The organism is Ramlibacter monticola (assembly GCF_016722785.1).
GTDB classification, from domain to species: Bacteria; Pseudomonadota; Gammaproteobacteria; order Burkholderiales; family Burkholderiaceae_C; genus Ramlibacter; species Ramlibacter monticola.
In genome coordinates this window covers 251944-270500 of record NZ_JAEQNE010000001.1, presented here as the reverse complement: position 1 = coordinate 270500, position 18557 = coordinate 251944, and the positions used below count along the sequence as shown (strand labels likewise).

General features: G+C 68.7%; 16 protein-coding genes. 6 read left to right on the top strand and 10 right to left on the bottom strand.

All coding sequences use genetic code 11. The features are described from left to right. Positions 1-135 precede the first annotated feature (135 nt). A complete protein-coding gene (locus JJ685_RS01230; protein ID WP_201672353.1) occupies positions 136-594 on the top strand; it encodes a pyridoxamine 5'-phosphate oxidase family protein in 459 nt (152 codons plus the stop codon). A gap of 12 nt (positions 595-606) precedes the next feature. On the opposite strand, the gene JJ685_RS01225 is transcribed toward JJ685_RS01230, so the two are convergent. Then, positions 607-1656: a quinone-dependent dihydroorotate dehydrogenase gene (locus JJ685_RS01225; RefSeq protein WP_201672352.1), complete on the bottom strand. Its 1050-nt coding sequence runs from the start codon at positions 1654-1656 to the stop codon at positions 607-609. A gap of 42 nt (positions 1657-1698) precedes the next feature. Here JJ685_RS01225 and rpiA point away from each other — a divergent pair, with 42 nt between their 5' ends. Beyond that, positions 1699-2370 carry a ribose-5-phosphate isomerase RpiA gene (gene rpiA, locus JJ685_RS01220; protein ID WP_201672351.1) on the top strand — a complete coding sequence of 224 codons (672 nt, stop codon included), beginning with the start codon at positions 1699-1701 and terminating at the stop codon, positions 2368-2370. On the opposite strand, the gene JJ685_RS01215 is transcribed toward rpiA, so the two are convergent. The 5 genes from JJ685_RS01215 to JJ685_RS01195 all read right to left on the bottom strand — a co-directional run bounded on the left by JJ685_RS01215 (position 2367) and on the right by JJ685_RS01195 (position 9441). Next, positions 2367-3017 carry a glutaredoxin family protein gene (locus JJ685_RS01215; protein WP_201672350.1) on the bottom strand — a complete coding sequence of 217 codons (651 nt, stop codon included), beginning with the start codon at positions 3015-3017 and terminating at the stop codon, positions 2367-2369. The genes rpiA and JJ685_RS01215 overlap by 4 nt on opposite strands. Before the next feature lie 37 nt (positions 3018-3054). After that, positions 3055-5076: a M3 family metallopeptidase gene (locus tag JJ685_RS01210; protein ID WP_201672349.1), complete on the bottom strand. Its 2022-nt coding sequence runs from the start codon at positions 5074-5076 to the stop codon at positions 3055-3057. Between the two features lie 216 nt (positions 5077-5292). Further along, on the bottom strand, positions 5293-6144 hold the full coding sequence (gene folD / locus JJ685_RS01205; protein ID WP_201672348.1) for a bifunctional methylenetetrahydrofolate dehydrogenase/methenyltetrahydrofolate cyclohydrolase FolD: 852 nt from the start codon (positions 6142-6144) through the stop codon (positions 5293-5295). A gap of 136 nt (positions 6145-6280) precedes the next feature. Further along, a complete protein-coding gene (locus JJ685_RS01200) occupies positions 6281-6907 on the bottom strand; it encodes a response regulator transcription factor (RefSeq protein ID WP_169422411.1) in 627 nt (208 codons plus the stop codon). Then, positions 6904-9441, bottom strand: coding sequence for a PAS domain S-box protein (locus tag JJ685_RS01195; RefSeq protein ID WP_201672347.1), 2538 nt, complete (start codon positions 9439-9441; stop codon positions 6904-6906). Before JJ685_RS01195 ends, JJ685_RS01200 begins: the two co-directional genes overlap by 4 nt. A gap of 191 nt (positions 9442-9632) precedes the next feature. On the opposite strand from JJ685_RS01195, the gene aceE reads away from it, so the two are divergent. Genes aceE through lpdA form a run of 4 tightly spaced genes read left to right on the top strand, consistent with a single transcriptional unit; the run spans position 9633 to position 16489 of the window. Further along, positions 9633-12341, top strand: coding sequence for a pyruvate dehydrogenase (acetyl-transferring), homodimeric type (gene aceE / locus JJ685_RS01190; protein ID WP_201672346.1), 2709 nt, complete (start codon positions 9633-9635; stop codon positions 12339-12341). A gap of 55 nt (positions 12342-12396) precedes the next feature. Further along, complete coding sequence (aceF, locus tag JJ685_RS01185) at positions 12397-14094, top strand: dihydrolipoyllysine-residue acetyltransferase (RefSeq protein WP_201672345.1); 1698 nt, start codon at positions 12397-12399, stop codon at positions 14092-14094. Between the two features lie 18 nt (positions 14095-14112). Then, entirely contained in the window at positions 14113-14703 is a 591-nt protein-coding gene (locus JJ685_RS01180) for an Ntn hydrolase family protein (RefSeq protein ID WP_201672344.1), read from the top strand. Between the two features lies 1 nt (position 14704). Beyond that, positions 14705-16489, top strand: coding sequence for a dihydrolipoyl dehydrogenase (gene lpdA / locus JJ685_RS01175; RefSeq protein ID WP_201672343.1), 1785 nt, complete (start codon positions 14705-14707; stop codon positions 16487-16489). A 42-nt stretch (positions 16490-16531) separates the two neighbouring features. Here the strand turns inward: lpdA and soxA are convergent, their stop codons facing one another. From soxA to soxX, 4 genes are read right to left on the bottom strand one after another with little or no spacing between them, the layout of a single operon-like run. After that, positions 16532-17299: a sulfur oxidation c-type cytochrome SoxA gene (gene soxA, locus JJ685_RS01170; protein ID WP_201672342.1), complete on the bottom strand. Its 768-nt coding sequence runs from the start codon at positions 17297-17299 to the stop codon at positions 16532-16534. Then, a complete protein-coding gene (gene soxZ / locus JJ685_RS01165; protein WP_201672341.1) occupies positions 17299-17619 on the bottom strand; it encodes a thiosulfate oxidation carrier complex protein SoxZ in 321 nt (106 codons plus the stop codon). The genes soxA and soxZ overlap by 1 nt, the downstream gene beginning before the upstream one ends. A 2-nt stretch (positions 17620-17621) precedes the next feature. Further along, positions 17622-18098 (bottom strand): SoxY-related AACIE arm protein, encoded by a 477-nt coding sequence (locus JJ685_RS01160; protein ID WP_201672340.1) that lies wholly within the window; start codon positions 18096-18098, stop codon positions 17622-17624. A 9-nt stretch (positions 18099-18107) separates the two neighbouring features. Continuing rightward, a complete protein-coding gene (gene soxX, locus JJ685_RS01155; RefSeq protein ID WP_201673653.1) occupies positions 18108-18545 on the bottom strand; it encodes a sulfur oxidation c-type cytochrome SoxX in 438 nt (145 codons plus the stop codon). Positions 18546-18557: the final 12 nt, after the last annotated feature.

Here is an 18557-nt window from a genome sequence, read left to right as displayed (position 1 = left end):
TCCTTCGGAATGGCCTCCCCGGCAATGTGGAGCTGCGCGCGCGGGCACGCATCGGGGAAGACACCGGCGGGCTGCGGGCCCGATGATTGATGCCGATCAAGACAGGGTCTTCGCCTGGCCCTACAAGGATTGCGCATGCACCCGCTCCAGCTCACCGAAGACGTCGAGGCCTTCCTGCGCGGCCACCACGTCATGACGCTCGCGACGCAGGGCGAGCAGGGCCCCTGGGCGGCCGCCCTGTTCTACGCCCGCGACGGCGACGACCTCGTGTTCCTCTCCACGCCGGCGAGCCGCCATGCACGCGACCTCGCGCGCGACGCGCGCTGCGCGGCGACCATCCAGGGCCAGGAGCAGGACTGGCGCAGCATCCGCGGGATCCAGCTCGAAGGCGTCGCCGCGCCGCTGGAGGGCGCGCAACGCGAACAGGCGCGGCGGGCCTATGCGGAGCGCTTCGCCTTCGTGCGGCCGGACGTGGCGCCCGCCGCCATCCTGGAGGCGCTGGCGCGCGTGCAGTGGTACCGGCTGCGGGTGGCGCGCCTGTTCTTCATCGACAACGGCCGCGGCTTCGGACGGCGGCAGCAGTTCGGGGATTAGGAGCCCAGGCTCCTACGCGTTGACACGGTCGCGCGCGAAGGCCTTGGCGATCTGGTCGACGAGCGCCGGTCCCCGGTAGATCAGGCCGGTGTAGATCTGCACCACGTCCGCGCCGGCGCGCAGCTTCGCCAGCGCGTCGTCCGCGCTCAGCACGCCGCCCACGCCGACGATGGGATAGCCGCCGCCCAGCGCGGCGCGCAGCTGCGCGATGACGCGGTTGCTGGCCTCCAGCAACGGCGCGCCGCTGAGGCCGCCGGTCTCCTGCGCATGCGCGAGGCCCTGCACCTTGTCGCGGCCTATGGTGGTGTTGGTGGCGATCACGCCGTCCATGCCGTGCCGCCGCAGCGTGGCCGCGATCACGTCGACCTGCGCCTCGTCGAGGTCCGGTGCGATCTTCACGAACAGCGGCACGCGCCGCCCGTGCTCGCCGGCAAGCTGCTCGCGTCGCGCCGCCAATGCGCCGAGCAGGGCGTCCAGTGCCTCGTCGCTCTGGAGCGCGCGCAGGTTCTTGGTGTTGGGGCTGGAGATGTTGACGGTGACGTAGTCCGCGTGCGGGTACACGCCGGCCAGCCCGCTGAGGTAGTCGCTGGTGGCCTCCTCGATCGGCGTCGCCGCGTTCTTGCCGATGTTGAGCCCCAGCAGCCGGCCCTGCGCGCGGAAGCGCGAACGCTGCACGTTGGCGACGAAGGCCTCGAGGCCGTCGTTGTTGAAGCCCAGGCGGTTGATCAGCGCGTCGGCCTCGCGCAGCCGGAACAGCCGCGGCTTGGGGTTGCCGGGCTGCGGCCGCGGCGTGACGGTGCCGACCTCGACGAAGCCGAAGCCCATGGCGCCCAGCGCGTCGATGCAGCGCGCGTTCTTGTCCAGGCCGGCGGCCAGGCCGATCCGGTTGGGAAACCGCAGGCCCGCCAGTTCGATGGGATCGGGCACGAACCTGTTGGCCCAGGCCCAGCGCAGCGGCGAGCCCTGCAGGCGCGCCAGCGTTTCCAGCGTCAGCTCGTGGGCCGCTTCGGGATCCATCCCGAACAGGAAAGGGCGGGTCAGGGCGTAGGGAAGCAGGGACATCCGATAATTCCGGTTTCGATCAAGCAAACGGGGGATTGTCGCGTGACGCAGGACGAACTGAAGACGCTGGTGGGGCGCGCGGCCCTCAAGTACGTGCCGCTGGGGCAGGTCGTGGGGGTCGGCACCGGCTCCACGGTCAACAAGTTCATCGAGGCCCTGGCCACCATCAAGGACCAGATCCCGGGCGCCGTCTCCAGCTCGGAGGCCTCCACCGAGCGGCTGCGGGCGATCGGCATCCGTGTGTTCGACGCCAACGAGGTCGAGGACCTGGCCGTCTACGTCGACGGCGCCGACGAGATCGACGGCCAGGGCTGCATGGTCAAGGGCGGCGGCGCCGCGCTCACGCGCGAGAAGATCGTCGCGGCGCAGTCGCGGCGCTTCGTCTGCATCGCCGACGAATCCAAGCGCGTCCAGGTGCTCGGCAAGTTTCCGCTGCCGGTGGAAGTGATCCCCATGGCCACCCAGCGCATCGTGCGCCAGTTCGCGGCCCTGGGCGGCACGGCCCGCGTGCGCCTGCAGGACGGCAAGCCGCTGGTGACCGACAACGGCCAGCACATCCTGGATGTGACCGGCCTCGCGATCCGCGATCCGCTGGCCTTCGAGACCGAGGTCAACCAGTGGCCCGGCGTCCTGACCGTGGGCGTGTTCGCGCAGCAAAAAGCCGCCGTGTGCCTGCTGGGCACGAGCGGCGGCGTCCAGGCGCTGAACTTCTAGAACCGGATTCCGGCCGGGTTCGCGGGCGAAGGGGCGCTCGGGGCGGGCTGCGGGCTCGGTTCGCGCGGCTGCACCGGCCGGCTGGGCGCGGCCTGCGCCGTGGGCGGGCCGCCCTGCGGCGCCTGCACGGCCACCAAGGGCGCGGGCGGCGGGTTGCGGTAGCCCGGAGGCAGCATGGAAGTCCTGGGATAACCGGCGGCGTCCATGTACTGCGACCACTCGGAGTCCGCGAATCCGATCAGGTGCTGTCCGCCCAGCGTGGCGAAGGGCAGGCTGGTCGCGCCGCTCAGGCTGCGCAGCGCGCGGGCGTCGGCGTCGGTGGTGACGGTCTTTTCCGTGTACGGGATGCCGCGGACCGCGAGGAAGCCGCGGGCCTGGTCGCAGGGCGCGCACTCCTTGCCCGTGTAGAGAGTGACCGGATAGCGGTTCGCGGCATTGCGCACTTCGGACGGGAGGCTGGCCGAACCGGCGGCGGCCACGTTGCCGGACTGGGGCACCGATTGCGCCGCGTTGCCTTCGGGACGGTCGGAAAAGGTCACGCGGCCGTCCGGGCCGACGATCCGGTACACCTGCGCCTGGGCCGCCGCGGCGGCCAGGCTCACCATGCCCACGAATGCGGCGAGGGCCGCCTGTCGGACAGAAAACATCGGAATCCTTGCTTCTCCTGCTGTTGGGCAGATTGTCTCAGGCCATTCCCTGGTGGCGCAACAAGGCGTCGAGGGTGGGTTCGCGGCCGCGGAAGGCCTTGAACGACTCCATCGCCGGCCGGCTGCCGCCGGCTTCCAGGATCGCCTGGCGATACTTCCGGCCCGTCTTCACGCTGGGCATGCCGTCTTCGCCCGCCGTTTCCTCGAAGGCGGCATAGGCGTCGGCGCTGAGCACTTCGGCCCACTTGTAGCTGTAATAGCCGGCCGCGTATCCGCCTGCAAAAATATGGCTGAAAGTGTGGGCCATGCGGTTGAAGAGGGGCGGATGCAACACCGCCACCTCGTCGCGGACCCGCTGCAGCAGCGGCATGAAATCGCTGGCGGGATCGTGGTCCGTGTGCAACAGCATGTCGAACAGGGCGAACTCGATCTGGCGCAGGGTGGCCAGGCCGCTCTGGAAATTCTTGGCCGCCAGCATCTTGTCGAACAGCTCGCGCGGCAGCGGCTCGCCGGTGTCCACGTGGGCGGTCATGTGCTTCAGCACGCCCCATTCCCAGCAGAAGTTCTCCATGAACTGGCTGGGGAGTTCCACCGCGTCCCACTCGACGCCGCTGATGCCCGAGACGTCGCGCTCGTTCACCTGCGTCAGCATGTGGTGCAGGCCGTGTCCCGACTCGTGGAACAGCGTGATCACGTCGTCGTGCGTCAGCAGGGCGGGGCGGCCTTCGACGCCTTCGGCGAAGTTGCACACCAGGTGCGCCACCGGGGTCTGCAGCTGGCCGCCGTCGGGGCGCAGCCAGCGCGCCCGCACGTCGTCCATCCAGGCGCCGCCGCGCTTGCCGGTGCGCGCCGCGGGATCGAGGTAGAACTGGCCGAGCAGCTCGCCGCCGCGCTCGATGCGGTAGAACTCCACGCCGGGATGCCAGGCCGGGGCGAAGTCGCGGCGGATCTCCACCTCGAACAGCGTCTCGACGATCTTGAACAGGCCGGCGAGCACCTTGGGCGCGGTGAAGTACTGCTTCACCTCCTGTTCGCTGAAGGCGTAGCGGGCCTCCTTCAGCTTCTCGCCGATGTAGGCCCAGTCCCAGGCCTGCGGGTCGGCGATGCCCAGGTTGGCGGTCCCGAAGCCGCGCATGTCCTCCACGTCCTTCTCGGCGTAGGGCTTGGCGCGCCGGGCGAGGTCGCGCAGGAAGCGGATCACCTGGGCGGGCGATTCGGCCATCTTGGGAACCAGCGAGACCTCGGAGAAGTTCGGGTAGCCGAGGAGCTGCGCCTCCTCGCGCCGCAGGGCGAGGATCTCGCGGATCAGGGGCGTGTTGTCGAACGCCGGGTCGCCCTGGTCGCTGGCGCGGGTGACGTAGGCGCGGTAGAGGCGCTCGCGCAGCTGGCGGTTGTGCCCGAACTGCATCACGGGCAGGTAGCTGGGCATCTTCAGGGTGAGCTTGAAGCCTTCCTTGCCGTCCGCCTCGGCGGCGGCGCGGGCGGCCTGCACCACGTCCTGCGGCACGCCGTCCAGCTCGCCCTCGTTCGCGTAGTACGAGAAGGCGTCGGTCGCGTCCAGCGCGTGCTCGCTGAACTTCTGCGACAGCTCCGCGGCCCGCTCCTGGATCCGGGCGAAGCGCTCCTTGGCGGCGCCGGCCAGTTCGGCGCCCGAGAGCACGAAATTGCGGATCGCGTTCTTCAGCGCCTGCTGCTGGTCCTTCGACAGCTTCGAGGGATCGATCGCCTTGTACTTGGCGTAAAGCTTTTCATCGGAACCCAGCCGGGTCCAGAACTCGGTGACGCGGGGCAGGGCCTCGTTGTACGCCGCGCGCAGCTCCGGCGTGTCGGCCACCGCGTTGAGGTGGCCGACCACGCCCCAGGCGCGGCTCAGCCGCTCGGTGGCGACGTCGAGCACGCGCGACATGCCGTTCCAGTCGGGCGGGAACTCCGGCTCCGTCACCCGGGCGAGCGCCTGGTCCGCCTGCGCCAGCAGTTCGTCCATGGCCGGCGCCACGTGCTCCGGCCGCACCTGATCGAAAAGGGGAAGGTCCTTGAAGTCGAGGAGGGGGTTGTGCATGCCGCACATTGTGCGATACGGGCCAGCGCGTCAGGGGGCGCGGGGGGATTGGGAATCCTGATGAGGGCGATTGGCGCGGCGGGGGAAAACCAGACAACCGAACGCAGAGGGCGCAAAGGTGCGCAGAGGACGCAGAAAACATCCTTTAAAGGACTTCTTCTGCGCTCTTTGCGAACCTTTGCGCCCTCTGCGTTCGGCTGTTCGGTTTGCTTCTGCCTATTGCGCCGAACGCTCGGCTGCTTCGATCGTGTTCACCAGCAGCATGGCGCGCGTCATGGGACCCACGCCACCCGGCACCGGCGTGATCCAGCCGGCCACTTCCTTCACGCCGGCGAAGTCCACGTCGCCGCAGAGCTTGCCTTCGTCGTTGCGGTTCATGCCGACGTCGATGACCACCGCGCCGGGCTTGATCATGTCGGCGGTCAGCACGTTGCGCTTGCCGACCGCGGCCACCACGACGTCGGCCTGCCGCGTGATCGCGCCGAGGTCCTTCGTGCGGCTGTGGCACACCGTCACCGTCGCATCGCGCCCGAGCAGCATCATGGCCATGGGCTTGCCGACGATGTTGCTGCGGCCAATCACCACGGCGTGCTTGCCCTTGAGGTCGTAGCCGATGGACTCGAGCATCTTGAGGCAGCCGTAGGGCGTGCAGGGCCAGAAGCCGGGCTGCCCCACCATCAGCGCGCCGGCGCTCGCCACGTGGAAGCCGTCGACGTCCTTGGCGGGCGAGATCGTCTCGATCACCTTGTGGGTGTCCATGTGCTTCGGCAGCGGCAACTGCACCAGGATGCCGTGCACGGACGGGTCCTCGTTCAGGGCGCGGATGCGGGCCAGCAAATCGGCCTCGCTCAGGGTGGCGGGGAGGCGCTCCAGGCTCGCCTTCAGCCCGGTCTGCTCGCTGTCCGCCGCCTTGTGCTTCACGTAGACCTGGCTGGCGGGATCCTCGCCGACCAGGATGATGGCCAGGTGGGGCTGGACGCCCCTGGCCTTGAGGGCGGCCGTGCGGCCGGCGACTTCGGCGCGGATCTGGGCGGCGAGGGCGTTCCCGTCGATGAGTTTGGCGGTCATGGATTCAATTCAAAACAAAAAGCCGAACGCAGAGGGCGCAGAGGACCCGCAGAGGACGCAGAAAAATCCTTCAAGAGGATGTTCTTCTGCGTCCTCTGCGTAACCTTTGCGCCCTCTGCGTTCGGCTGTCAGGTTTTCAGGCTTTCGGCGGTGTCTGGCCGAGCGCGATCTTCAGCAGGTCGGCCACGGTGTTCGCGTTCAGCTTTTCCATGATGTTGGCGCGGTGCGCCTCCACGGTCTTGATGCTGATGCCCAGGTCGTCGGCGATCTGCTTGTTCAGGCGGCCGGCCACGATGCGCTCCAGCACCTGGGCCTCGCGCGAGGTCAGCTTGGACAGCAGGGCGTCGCGGCTGGCGGCGCTCTGGTATTCGGCGAAGGTGTCCTTGGCGCGTTCGAGCATGCGCTCCACCAGGCTCACCAGCTCGTCTTCCTTGAAGGGCTTCTGGATGAAATCCATCGCGCCCTTCTTCATCGTGTTCACCGCCATCGGCACGTCGCCGTGGCCGGTGATGAAGACCACCGGCAGGGGCGACTTGCGCTCCACCAGCCTGTCCTGCAGCTCCAGGCCCGTCATGCCGCCCATGCGGATGTCCACGATCAGGCAGGCCACTTCGCGCGGGTCGTAGCGGGCCAGGAAGGACTCGGCGGAGTCGAAGCAGCGCACCCGGTAGTCCTTGCCTTCCAGCAGCCACTGGAGCGAATCACGCACCGCCTCGTCGTCGTCGACGACATACACGGTGCCCTTCTTCGGAATCAAACTCATGCAGCAGTTACCCCCGCGTCCTTGCCTACTATCGGACTTGTAGCACCCGAGACCGGTATCCAGAAGGAGAACCGGCACCCGGCAACATCCGTGCCATTGTAGATGTTCTCCGCCTGCATCCTGCCGTGGTGCGACTCCACGATGGAACGGCACAGGTTCAGCCCGATGCCCATGCCTTCGGCCTTGGTGGAGAAGAAGGCTTCGTAGAGGCGGTCCATCACCTCGGGGGCGAGACCCTGGCCGGAGTCGACCACGGAGAACTCGACCACCTGCTGCACCTCGATCTGCTTCGGCACCACCCGCAGTTCCACGCTGCGGCCCCCCACCGGACGGCCTGCCTGCTCGATCGCCTCGGCGGCGTTGCGCAGGAGGTTCACCAGCACCTGCTCGATCAGGATCGGGTCGACCATCAGTTCCGGCAGGCGCGCGGCGACGTAGTGCGACATGCGCACGTTGCGCCGCCGCAGCTCGATCTCGGCGAGTTCCAGCGCCTCGCTCACCATCACGCTGACGTCGGACAGCGTGCGGTTCGGTTCGCTGCGCTTCACGAAGGTGCGGATGCGCTGGATGATCTGGCCGGCGCGTTGGGCCTGGCGCGAAGTCTTGTCGAGCGCCGCGAGCAGGTCCTCGTCGCCGATCTGCTTGCTGCGGATGCGCGACACCATGCCGTTGCAGTAGTTGGCGATGGCGGTCAGCGGCTGGTTCAGTTCGTGCGCCACGCTGGAGGCCATCTCGCCCATGGTGATCAGGCGGCTGGCGGACTGCGCGCGCTCGGCCTGCGCCGCGGCCTGTTCCTCGGCGTTGCGGCGCGCCGTGATGTCGGTCGCGATCACCATCTGGGCCAGCCGGCCGTCCACCCAGGTCAGGTAGCGTGAGCGGACTTCCAGCCACTTGCCCAGTTCGGGGACGAGGATCTCGGCGTTCTCCGAGCTGGCGCTCGTGAGGGTGTTGGTGGGCAGGCCGACGAAGGAATCCACCTCGTCGAGGTGCTCGTCGCCGTGCGGCGGCGACTGCGACATGCCCGCCTGCGCCACCATGCCCAGGTGGCCCGCGGCGCGGCCGCCGTACCACAGCCGATAGAGCTTGTTGGCGAACAGCAGTTCCTCGCTGCCCAGCGGCGCCACGGACACCGAGGCGTCCAGCGCCTCCAGCACGGTCGTGAAGCGCTCGTGCGAGGCCTGCAACTGCTCGCGGATGCGGGTCGGCTCGGTGATGTCCGTCATCGACGTCATCCAGCCCGTCTGGTTGCCCTTGGCGTCGACGAGGGGCGACACGTACAGGCGCGCGTCGAACAGGGTGCCGTTCTTGCGCTTCACGCGCACCTGGAAGCCGCCCTGGATGGTGCGGCCCTTCAGTTCGTCCTCCAGCCGCGCCATCAGCAGCTCGCGGTCCTCGTCGGGCCAGTAGGGGAAGGGCGGCGTGCGCCCCACCAGTTCGGCCTCGCTCCAGCCGGTCATCTGGCAGAAGGCGGCGTTGACGTAGGTGATGCGGCCGTGCGGATCGAGCGCCCGCATGCCGGTCAGCATGGAGTTCTCCATGGCCCGGCGGAAGTTGGTCTCGGCCATCAGGGCCTGCTGCGCCTGCATGCGGCGCCGGGTGTGGCGCCAGTTGGCGATCAGCATCCACGCCGTCATGGCGGACAGCGCGCCGACCAGCCAGAACAGCCCGCTGCCGATCACGCCCAGGCCGGTGCGATAGGCCTGCGCGCGCACCACGAGGCCGTTGCCGACGGGCGAGACCGGCACCTCGTATTCATTGGGCTGCGCCGCCCAGGGCAGCAGGTGGGTGGCGGGATTGCGCGGCGGCACCGAGGTGCCGGCCAGCACGCGGGCCTTGCCATCGAGCAGGGCCACCGCGTACTTGGCCGAGATCTCCGCCGGCACCCCGTAGCGCAGCAGGCCGTCGATCGAGTACTCGCCGAGGATCACGCCGCCGAACTTGCCCTGGTCCGCGAGCGGCACGTGCAGCTGCAGCAGGCCCGAGCTGTCGGGCCCCGCCACGGGCTGCGAGTACACCGGCTGCTGCAGGTCGCGCGCCAGGCTGTACATGGTTTCGGTTTCGCCGGGCCGCAGCAAGTCGCCCTTGGTGCGCACATGCGCGGTGCTGAGGCTGGGAGCGGCGTAGCTGGCCGTGACGCGCCGACGCTCGTCGATCCAGGTGAGCATCAGCAGTTCGGGGTACTGCGCGATCATCGACTCGGCGCGGCCGATGAATTCCTCCGCGTCCACCTCCTTGTTGGAGATGTCGCGGGCGATGCGCATCAGCTGTTCCTGCCGCTCCAGCAGGCGCAGGCGCATGCGCTGCTGCGCGTATTCCACGTCGCGCTTGACGGCCTCCTGCTCGCGGTCCATCTCTTCCAGGCGCAGATAGCCGAAAGCGGAGACGATGGCGGCCAGGAACAGCAGCACCGCGGCCAGCGGCGCCAGCATCGCGAAGCGGTCCTGCCGGGTCGGGGTCTGGCGCCGCCACCAGTGGCGCCACCAGTTCGGGGGGGAGCCGTCGGAGGGCAACTCCGATACGGGGTTGTCATGCATGAGGAAGGCAGTTTAAGGGGGGTGCCGTCGTGGGACCAACGCGCGCCGGAAAGGTGCCGTCGATCTGCTGCCGCAATTCGCATTATGAAAACGACAAGCACCATTTGAAATATTCCTACGGTTATGAGAGACTTCGCCCCCGTGCGGCTAGGCCGTACTAAATTCACTTGACTGCTACCAGGAGACAACACATGTCCGCTCAGCCCGACCGCGTGTTCGGTGCCGCCGCCAATGACGCTGATGCCCAGGAGACACGCGAGTGGCTGGACGCCCTGTCCGCCGTGATCGCCTCGGAGGGCAAGGACCGCGGCCATTTCCTGATCGAACAACTGCTGGAGCAAGCCCGCCAGGAAGGCATCGACATGCCTTTCTCCGCGACCACCGGCTACGTCAATACCATCGAACCCGAGAACGAGGAGCGCTGCCCCGGCAACCTCGAGATCGAGGAGCGCCTGCGCGCCTACATGCGCTGGAACGCGATGGCCATGGTGGTCAAGGCCAACCGCATCCATCCGGACGACGGCGGCGACCTCGGCGGCCACATCAGCTCCTTCGCCTCGCTGGCCACCATGCTGGGTGCCGGCTTCAACCACTTCTGGCATGCCGAGACGCCCGAGCACGGCGGCGACTGCCTCTACATCCAGGGCCACAGCGCGCCCGGCATCTATGCCCGCGCCTTCATGGAAGGGCGTATCACCGAGGACCAGCTGCTGAACTTCCGCCAGGAGGTGGACGGCAAGGGCCTCTCGAGCTATCCGCACCCGAAGCTGATGCCGGAGTTCTGGCAGTTCCCGACGGTGTCGATGGGCCTCGGCCCGCTGATGGCCATCTACCAGGCGCGCTTCCTGAAGTACCTGCACGCCCGCGGCATCGCCAACACCGAGAACCGCAAGGTCTGGGCCTTTCTCGGCGACGGCGAGATGGACGAGGTGGAGTCCCTGGGCGCCATCGGCGTGGCCGCGCGCGAGGGGCTGGACAACTTGATCTTCGTCGTCAACTGCAACCTGCAGCGCCTCGACGGCCCGGTGCGCGGCAACGGCAAGATCATCCAGGAACTCGAAGGCGAGTTCCGCGGCGCCGGCTGGAACGTGATCAAGCTGATCTGGGGCAGCTACTGGGATCCGCTGCTGGCGCGCGACCGCGACGGCGCGCTGCGCAAGATCATGATGGAAGTGCTGGACGGCGACTACCAGGCGATGAAGGCCAACGACGGCGCCTTCGTGCGCAAGAACTTCTTCGGCCGCGACCCGAAGGCGCTGGAGATGGTCGCGAAGATGAGCGACGAGGACATCTGGCGCCTCAACCGCGGCGGCCACGACCCGCAGAAGGTCTACGCGGCCTTCCACCGCGCCTACACGCACAAGGGCCAGCCCACCGTGCTGCTGGTGAAGACGGTCAAGGGCTTCGGCATGGGCAAGGCGGGCGAGGGCCGCAACATCGCCCACCAGGCCAAGAAGCTGGCGGACGACGACATCCGCACTTTCCGCGACCGCTTCAACATCCCGATCCCGGACGACAAGCTGAAGGACATCCCCTTCTACAAGCCGGAAGAGAACACGCCGGAGATGCAGTACCTGCACGAACGCCGCAAGGCGCTGGGCGGCTACCTGCCGCACCGCCGCGCGAAGGCCGACGAGCAGCTGAAGGTGCCGGGCCTGGACGCGTTCAAGGCGGTGACGGACCCGACCGCGGAAGGCCGCGAGATCTCCACCACGCAGGCCTATGTGCGCGTCCTGACCGCGCTGCTGCGCGACAAGGAACTCGGATCGCGCGTGGTGCCCATCCTCGTCGACGAGGCGCGTACCTTCGGCATGGAAGGCCTGTTCCGCCAGATCGGCATCTACAACCCCCACGGGCAGAAGTACACCCCGCAGGACCGCGACCAGGTCTCCTACTACAAGGAAGACGCGAGCGGGCAGATCCTGCAGGAGGGCATCAACGAGGCGGGCGGCATGGCCAGCTGGGTGGCGGCGGCGACGAGCTACAGCACCAGCAACCGCATCATGATCCCGTTCTACATCTACTACTCGATGTTCGGGCTGCAGCGGGTGGGCGACCTGTGCTGGGCCGCCGGCGACATGCAGGCGCGCGGCTTCCTGCTGGGGGGCACCTCGGGCCGCACGACGCTCAATGGCGAGGGCCTGCAGCACGAGGACGGCCACAGCCACATCATCGCGCAGACCATCCCGAACTGCGTGAGCTACGACCCGACCTTCGCGCACGAGGTCGCCGTGATCATGCAGCACGGCCTCAAGCGCATGGTGGAGCAGCAGGACAACGTCTTCTACTACATCACGCTGCTGAACGAGAACTACGCGATGCCCGGCCTGCAGCCCGGCACCGAGGAGCAGATCGTCAAGGGCATGTATCTGCTGAAGGAAGGCGGCAAGGGCAGGAACCGCGTGCAGCTGCTCGGTTCCGGCACCATCCTGCGCGAGTCGCTGTTCGCGCAGGACCTGCTGGAGAAGGACTGGGGCGTGCAGGCCGACGTGTGGAGCTGCCCGAGCTTCAACGAGCTGGCGCGCGACGGCCTCGATGCCGAGCGCTGGAACATGCTGCACCCCGACGCGAAGCAGCAGCGCGTGCCCTTCGTCGCGCAGCAGCTGGAAAAGCATGCCGGGCCGGTGGTGGCGTCCACCGACTACATCAAGCAGTACGTCGACCAGATCCGCGCCTTCGTGCCGAAGGGCCGCACCTACAAGGTGCTGGGCACCGACGGCTTCGGCCGCAGCGACTTCCGCAGCAAGCTGCGCGAGCACTTCGAGGTGAATCGCCATTACATCGTCGTGGCGGCCTTGAAGGCGCTGGCGGAAGAGGGTAGCGTGCCGGCTTCGAAGGTCGCGGAGGCCATCGGGAAGTACGGCATCAAGGCCGACAAGGTGAACCCGCTCTACGCCTGAACAACGCCCCTGAGACAACGAGAAGGCCCCGCGCGGGCCACGGAGAAAAAGAAACATGGCACTGGTCGAAGTGAAGGTCCCCGACATCGGGGACTTCAAGGATGTCGCCGTCATCGAAATCCTGGTCAAGCCGGGCGACACCCTCAAGCAGGAGCAGTCGCTCGTCACCGTCGAATCGGACAAGGCTTCGATGGAGATCCCGTCGAGCGCGGCGGGGATCCTGAAAGAGCTCAGGGTCAAGATGGGCGACAAGATCTCGGAAGGCAGCGTGATCGCGGTGGTGGAAGCCGCCGCGGGCGCCACTTCCGCTCCCCCTCCGGGGGAGGGCAAGGCGGGGGCGCCGGCGACGGCCGCTGCGGCTCCCCAACCCGCGGCGCCCCCGCCCCAGGCCTCCTCCGGAGGGGGAGGGAGCGGTCCCATCCAGGTCAAGGTCCCCGACATCGGCGACTTCAAGGACGTCGCCGTGATCGAGGTGCTGGTGAAGCCCGGCGACACGATCAAGCAGGAGCAGTCGCTGATCACGGTCGAGTCGGACAAGGCCTCGATGGAGATCCCCTCCTCGGCCGCCGGCGTGCTGAAGGAGCTCAAGGTCAAGATCGGCGACAAGGTCAACATCGGTGACCTGATCGCGGTGGTGGAAGGGTCGGGTGCTGGCGCACCAGCCCCTGCGGGCGCAACGGGCTCCCCCCCACCCCAACCCTCCCCCTCGGGGGGAGGGCTTCAGGCAGCCGCTGCCCCGGCGGCCGCGCAGGCCCCTTCGCCGCACCAGCACGTGCCACCGACGGCGTCGCTGCCTCCGCACGAGCCGGGCACGCCCACGGGCAGCCTGCCGCATGCCTCGCCGTCCGTGCGCAAGTTCGCGCGCGAGCTGGGCGTGCCGCTGGAGGAAGTGAAGGGCACCGGGCCCAAGGGCCGCATCACGCAGGAGGACGTCCAGTCCTTCACCAAGAGCGTGATGGCGGGCGAGACGCGCACCAAGGCCGCGGCCGCGAAAGCACCCGCGGGCGGCGGAGGCGAGGCCCTCGGCCTGCTGCCCTGGCCCAAGGTGGACTTCGCGAAGTTCGGCGCCGTCGAGCGCAAGCCGCTGTCGCGCATCAAGAAGATCAGCGGCGCGAACCTGCACCGCAACTGGGTGATGATCCCGCACGTCTGCAACCACGACGACGCGGACATCACCGAACTGGAAGCCTTCCGCGTCTCGACCAACAAGGAAAACGAGAAGTCCGGCGTCAAGGTGACCATGCTCGCCTTCCTCATCAAGGCCTGCGTGGCCGCGCTGAAGAAATTCCCCGAGTTCAACAGCTCGATCGACGGCGAGGAACTGGTCTACAAGAGCTACTGGCACATCGGCTTCGCGGCCGACACGCCCAACGGCCTGGTGGTGCCCGTGATCAAGGACGCCGACAAGAAGGGCGTGCTCGCCATCAGCCAGGAAATGGCCGAGCTGGCGAAGAAGGCGCGCGACGGCAAGCTCAGTCCTGGCGACATGTCGGGGGCGACTTTCACGATCTCCTCGCTCGGCGGTATCGGCGGGCGTTACTTCACGCCCATCATCAACGCGCCGGAAGTCGCTATCCTTGGTGTGTGCCGCAGCCAGACCGAACCGGTCTGGGACGGCAAGCAGTTCCAGCCGAGGCTGATGCTGCCGCTGTCGCTGTCGTGGGACCACCGGGTCATCGACGGGGCAGCCGCCGCGAGGTTCAACGCCTACCTGGGACAGATCCTGGCGGACTTCCGCCGCGTCCTTCTCTAAGCAAGAACTACAAGATCGATGACAACAGTTGTGGTGGTGAAGAAAGCCGGGCAAATCGCGATCGCAGCGGACACCCTGGTGACCTTCGGCGACACACGCCTTGCGCACCGGTTCGAGGACAACACCAAGATCTTCAAGGTCGACACGGACGACGGCCCGAGCTTCATCGGCATGGCCGGCACCGTGGCGCACTTCCCGGTGCTGCGCAAGGCGATGGGTTCGATGCCGCGGGAGATCCTCCGGCTCGGAAGCAAGGACGAGGTCTTCGACACCTTCACCAAGCTGCACCCGTACCTGAAGGACAACTTCTTCCTGCAGACCAAGGAAGAAGACAGCGACCCGTACGAGTCCAGCCAGTTCAGCGTGGTCATCGCCAACGCCAGCGGCATCTACGGCCTCTACAGCTACCGCGAGGTGTTCGAGTTCAAGGAGTTCTGGGGCATCGGCTCGGGGCGCAGTTTCGCGCTCGGCGCCATGCACGCGGCCTACTCCCGGGCCAAGACCGCGCGCGAAGTCGCGGAAGCGGGGATCGCCGCCGGTTGCGAGTTCGATCGCAACTCCGAGCTGCCCTGCGACATCTTCACTGTCAAAGCGAAAGAGCCTAAATAAAATGAGCCTGACGGAAGTGAAAGTCCCTGACATCGGGGACTTCAAGGACGTTGCCGTCATCGAGCTGCTGGTCAAACCCGGCGACACGGTGAAGGTCGAACAATCGCTGGTGACGGTGGAGAGCGACAAGGCCTCCATGGAAATCCCGTCGTCGCATGCCGGCGTGGTGAAAGACCTCAAGATCAAGGTCGGCGACAAGGTGTCCGAAGGGTCGGTGCTCCTGACGCTGGAAACCACCGGCGCCGCGGCGCCGGCGCCGGCCCCGAAAGCGGCTCCGGCCGCTGCCGCACCGGCGCCCGCGGCTTCGGCCCCTGCGCCGGCCCCCGCGCCCGCCGGGTCCTACGGCGGCGGCGTCGACCTCGAGTGCGAGATGCTGGTCCTCGGCGCCGGTCCGGGCGGCTATTCCGCCGCCTTCCGCTCCGCCGACCTCGGCATGAAGACCGTGCTCGTGGAGCGCTACGCCACGCTCGGCGGCGTGTGCCTCAACGTGGGCTGCATCCCGTCCAAGGCGCTGCTGCACGTCGCCGCCGTGATGGACGAAGTGAGCCACTTCGATTCGCTCGGCGTCTCCTTCGGCAAGCCGACCATCGACCGCGGGAAGCTCAAGGCCCACAAGGACAAGGTCACCGGCAAGCTCACCGGCGGCCTGGCGGCGATGGCCAAGATGCGCAAGGTGACGGTCGTGCGCGGCATCGGCACCTTCCTCGATCCCTACCACCTGCAGGTCGAGGAGACCTCGGGCAGCGGCAAGGACGCCACCGGCAAGAAGCAGGTGATCCGCTTCCGCAACGCGATCATCGCCGCCGGCTCGCAGGCCGTGTCGCTGCCCTTCATGCCGAAGGACCCGCGCGTGGTGGACTCCACCGGCGCGCTGGATCTCGCCACCGACCCGAAGCGCATGCTGATCCTGGGCGGCGGCATCATCGGCCTGGAGATGGGCACGGTGTACTCCACGCTGGGCGCGCGCCTGGACGTGGTCGAAATGCTCGACGGCCTGATGCAGGGTGCGGACCGCGACCTGGTGCGCGTGTGGCAGAAGATGAATGCGCCGCGCTTCGACAACATCATGCTGAAGACCAAGACCGTGGGCGCGGAAGCCACCAAGGACGGCATCCTGGTCCGCTTCGAGGGCGAGCAGGCACCCAAGGAACCGCAGCTGTACGACCTGGTGCTGCAGGCGGTGGGTCGTTCGCCCAACGGGAAGAACATCGGCGCCCAGAAGGCGGGCGTGAACGTCACGGACCGCGGCTTCATCCCGGTGGACATCTCGATGCGCACCAACGTGCCGCACATCTTCGCCATCGGCGACATCGTCGGCCAGCCGATGCTGGCCCACAAGGCGGTGCACGAGGCGCACGTGGCGGCCGAGGCGGCGGCGGGCGAGAAGTCGACCTTCGACGCGCGCGTGATCCCCAGCGTGGCCTACACCGATCCCGAGGTGGCCTGGGTGGGCCTCACCGAGGACCAGGCCAAGGCGCAGGGCATCGCGATCAAGAAGGGCCACTTCCCCTGGACGGCCTCCGGCCGCGCCATCGCCAATACCCGCGACGAGGGCTTCACCAAGCTGCTGTTCGATGCCGAATCGCACCGCATCCTGGGCGGCGGCATCGTGGGCACGCACGCGGGCGACCTGATCAGCGAGGTCGCGCTGGCCATCGAGATGGGCGCCGACGAGGTCGACATCGGCAAGACCATCCACCCGCACCCGACCCTGGGCGAGAGCATCGGCATGGCCGCGGAGATCGCGCACGGCACCTGCACGGACGTGCCGCCGCCGCGCAAGTGACCCTTGCGCCCTCCCCTCCGGGGGAGGGCCGGGGCGGGGACGCTAGGGCCGCACCGCCGGCGTCTCCACCAGCATCCCGCTCGCCCGGTTCGCGAGGTACAGCTCCAGCTCCGTGAACTCCAGGCTCCCCGCCGCGAACGGCTCCGCCCGCACGCCTGCCATGCACCCGCGCACGCGGCGCCACAGCGAGCCGAGTCCCTGCCACTCCAGCCGGTAGACCGGATAGCCCGTCGCGTGCCCCTGCGGGATCGGCGAGCCGGCCAGCCGGCCGCCTGCCCGCTCCTCGTGGCACTCCGCGCACGAGAGATCCAGCTGCCCCATGCGCTGGCGGAACAGGGCTTCCCCGCGCGCCGCATGGGGCGCCAGCCGCGGATCGGGACGCGGAGCGATCGGCATTCCGCGCGACTGCAGCCCCACCAGCGTCTCCAGCGCCAGCAATTCCTCGTGCTCGGCCGGCCAGGCCGGCTGCCCCTGCTGCCGTTGCCGGCACAGGTCGATGCGCGTGGCCAGGTCCACCGGCCGCTTCAGCGCCTCGTCCCAGGCCGGGTAGCGCGCCGCCACGCCGCGCAGCGAGGACGGCTCGCCATGGCACGACGCACAGGAGCGGGACGAAGGGGAGGGTGCGCGTCGCCACGCCTGCTCGCCCTCCTGCACCCACAGCATCGCCGGGTTCAGGCCGTCGTCCCGCTGCATCGCCTGCGTGGACGCGCCCATGTCCTCGAAGCCGGAGCGGCGCGGATCCGGCCCGGCCGCCAGGCAGGCCACCGCGGCGGACAGGGCGGCCGCCGCCGCGAAGCGCGCACGGCGCATCACGCGACCTGCAACTCGCGCCGCTCCGTCTGCGCGAAACCGTTGTCGCCCTGCCATTCGAATTCCAGCGTGCCGCCGTCGCCGGTGCGGACGAAGAAGGAGAGGTAGGGGTTGGCGGAGATGGCGGGGAACAGTTCCGCGCTGAAGACCACCTCGCCCTGGTAGCGGCAGGTGAAGCGCCGGATGATGTCGCGCGGCAGCACGCGGCCGTCCGCGCCCGGCCGGTAGCCGGTCTCCATCGGGTGCGCGATCGTCACCCGCACCTCGACCACCTCGCCCTTGCGCGCGCCGGAGGGGACCTGGATCAGCGTGCGGGCCATGGCTAGCTGCCTTCTCCTTCGATGCAGGCGGCCAGCACCACGACCACGTCGACCGTGTCGGACCAGACGCTGCCGTCGTTCAGCCGCGCGAGCGCCGTGAGCTTCTGGCTGGTGGCCAGGCGGATGCGGGTCGCAACTTCGGCCCGGCCGGCGCGTGGGCCGAGCAGGAAGCGCCCCACGTCCTTCTGCGGGTTCTTCTCGTTGAAGATGGCGATCTCCGTGACGTGCTCGGCCGGGGTCATGGGGCTCTCGACGCTCACCCTGACCGGCACCACGTTGCCGTTGTCCACCAGCGGCGCGATTTCCAGCCGGACCCGTCCCGGGCGCACGGGCTGCCCGCCGGCGAACTGCGCCACCGCCGCCGCCATCGCCGCGGCGTCCTGCGCCGAAGCCGGCCGCACCAGCACCTGCGCGACCAGGCCGGCGCCGGCCTGCAGCAGCTGCCGCCGCCTGGAACCCGAAGCCGTGCGCGCGCCCATCCGCCAAGCCTAACGCAGCGTGGCCAGCCACGCGACCACGTCTTCCACCTGCTGGGCGCTGAGGATGGGCCTGCCTGCCCACTGCGCGCCGACGCGCGAGGGATGGCCGGGGCTGTGGAATCCGGGCATGAAGCTCGACGGATTCACCCGGCGCGGATCCGCCACCCGCAGCCGCAACTGCGCCACGCTGTAGCGCGCGCCGACGCCCGCCAGGCCGGGCGCCAGGTCGCCCTGGAAGCGCTCCTCCGGGATGGGCGCGGGATGGCACAGCAGGCACAGCCCCGCCTGGCGGCTGGCGACGATGGCGCGTCCGCGCTGCGGGTCGCCCCGTGCGCCCGCCAGCGGCTGCGCGATGCCGTCGCCCTCGACGGTGTAGCCCACGAACTCCTGCGCGCGCGCGCCCGCGGCCGCCAGGGCCGCGAGCAGCAGGGCGCCGACTGCGCGCACCCGCAAGGCCGC

What these genes read in the sequence shown, in the direction of transcription:
- JJ685_RS01230 (WP_201672353.1), top strand. Translation starts at nt 136, where the DNA reads ATGCACCCGCTCCAGCTCACCGAAGACGTCGAGGCCTTCCTGCGCGGC.
- JJ685_RS01225 (WP_201672352.1), bottom strand. Translation starts at nt 1,656, where the DNA reads ATGTCCCTGCTTCCCTACGCCCTGACCCGCCCTTTCCTGTTCGGGATG.
- JJ685_RS01215 (WP_201672350.1), bottom strand. Translation starts at nt 3,017, where the DNA reads ATGTTTTCTGTCCGACAGGCGGCCCTCGCCGCATTCGTGGGCATGGTG.
- JJ685_RS01210 (WP_201672349.1), bottom strand. Translation starts at nt 5,076, where the DNA reads ATGCACAACCCCCTCCTCGACTTCAAGGACCTTCCCCTTTTCGATCAG.
- folD (WP_201672348.1), bottom strand. Translation starts at nt 6,144, where the DNA reads ATGACCGCCAAACTCATCGACGGGAACGCCCTCGCCGCCCAGATCCGC.
- JJ685_RS01200 (WP_169422411.1), bottom strand. Translation starts at nt 6,907, where the DNA reads ATGAGTTTGATTCCGAAGAAGGGCACCGTGTATGTCGTCGACGACGAC.
- JJ685_RS01195 (WP_201672347.1), bottom strand. Translation starts at nt 9,441, where the DNA reads ATGCATGACAACCCCGTATCGGAGTTGCCCTCCGACGGCTCCCCCCCG.
- aceE (WP_201672346.1), top strand. Translation starts at nt 9,633, where the DNA reads ATGTCCGCTCAGCCCGACCGCGTGTTCGGTGCCGCCGCCAATGACGCT.
- aceF (WP_201672345.1), top strand. Translation starts at nt 12,397, where the DNA reads ATGGCACTGGTCGAAGTGAAGGTCCCCGACATCGGGGACTTCAAGGAT.
- JJ685_RS01180 (WP_201672344.1), top strand. Translation starts at nt 14,113, where the DNA reads ATGACAACAGTTGTGGTGGTGAAGAAAGCCGGGCAAATCGCGATCGCA.
- lpdA (WP_201672343.1), top strand. Translation starts at nt 14,705, where the DNA reads ATGAGCCTGACGGAAGTGAAAGTCCCTGACATCGGGGACTTCAAGGAC.
- soxA (WP_201672342.1), bottom strand. Translation starts at nt 17,299, where the DNA reads ATGCGCCGTGCGCGCTTCGCGGCGGCGGCCGCCCTGTCCGCCGCGGTG.
- soxZ (WP_201672341.1), bottom strand. Translation starts at nt 17,619, where the DNA reads ATGGCCCGCACGCTGATCCAGGTCCCCTCCGGCGCGCGCAAGGGCGAG.
- JJ685_RS01160 (WP_201672340.1), bottom strand. Translation starts at nt 18,098, where the DNA reads ATGGGCGCGCGCACGGCTTCGGGTTCCAGGCGGCGGCAGCTGCTGCAG.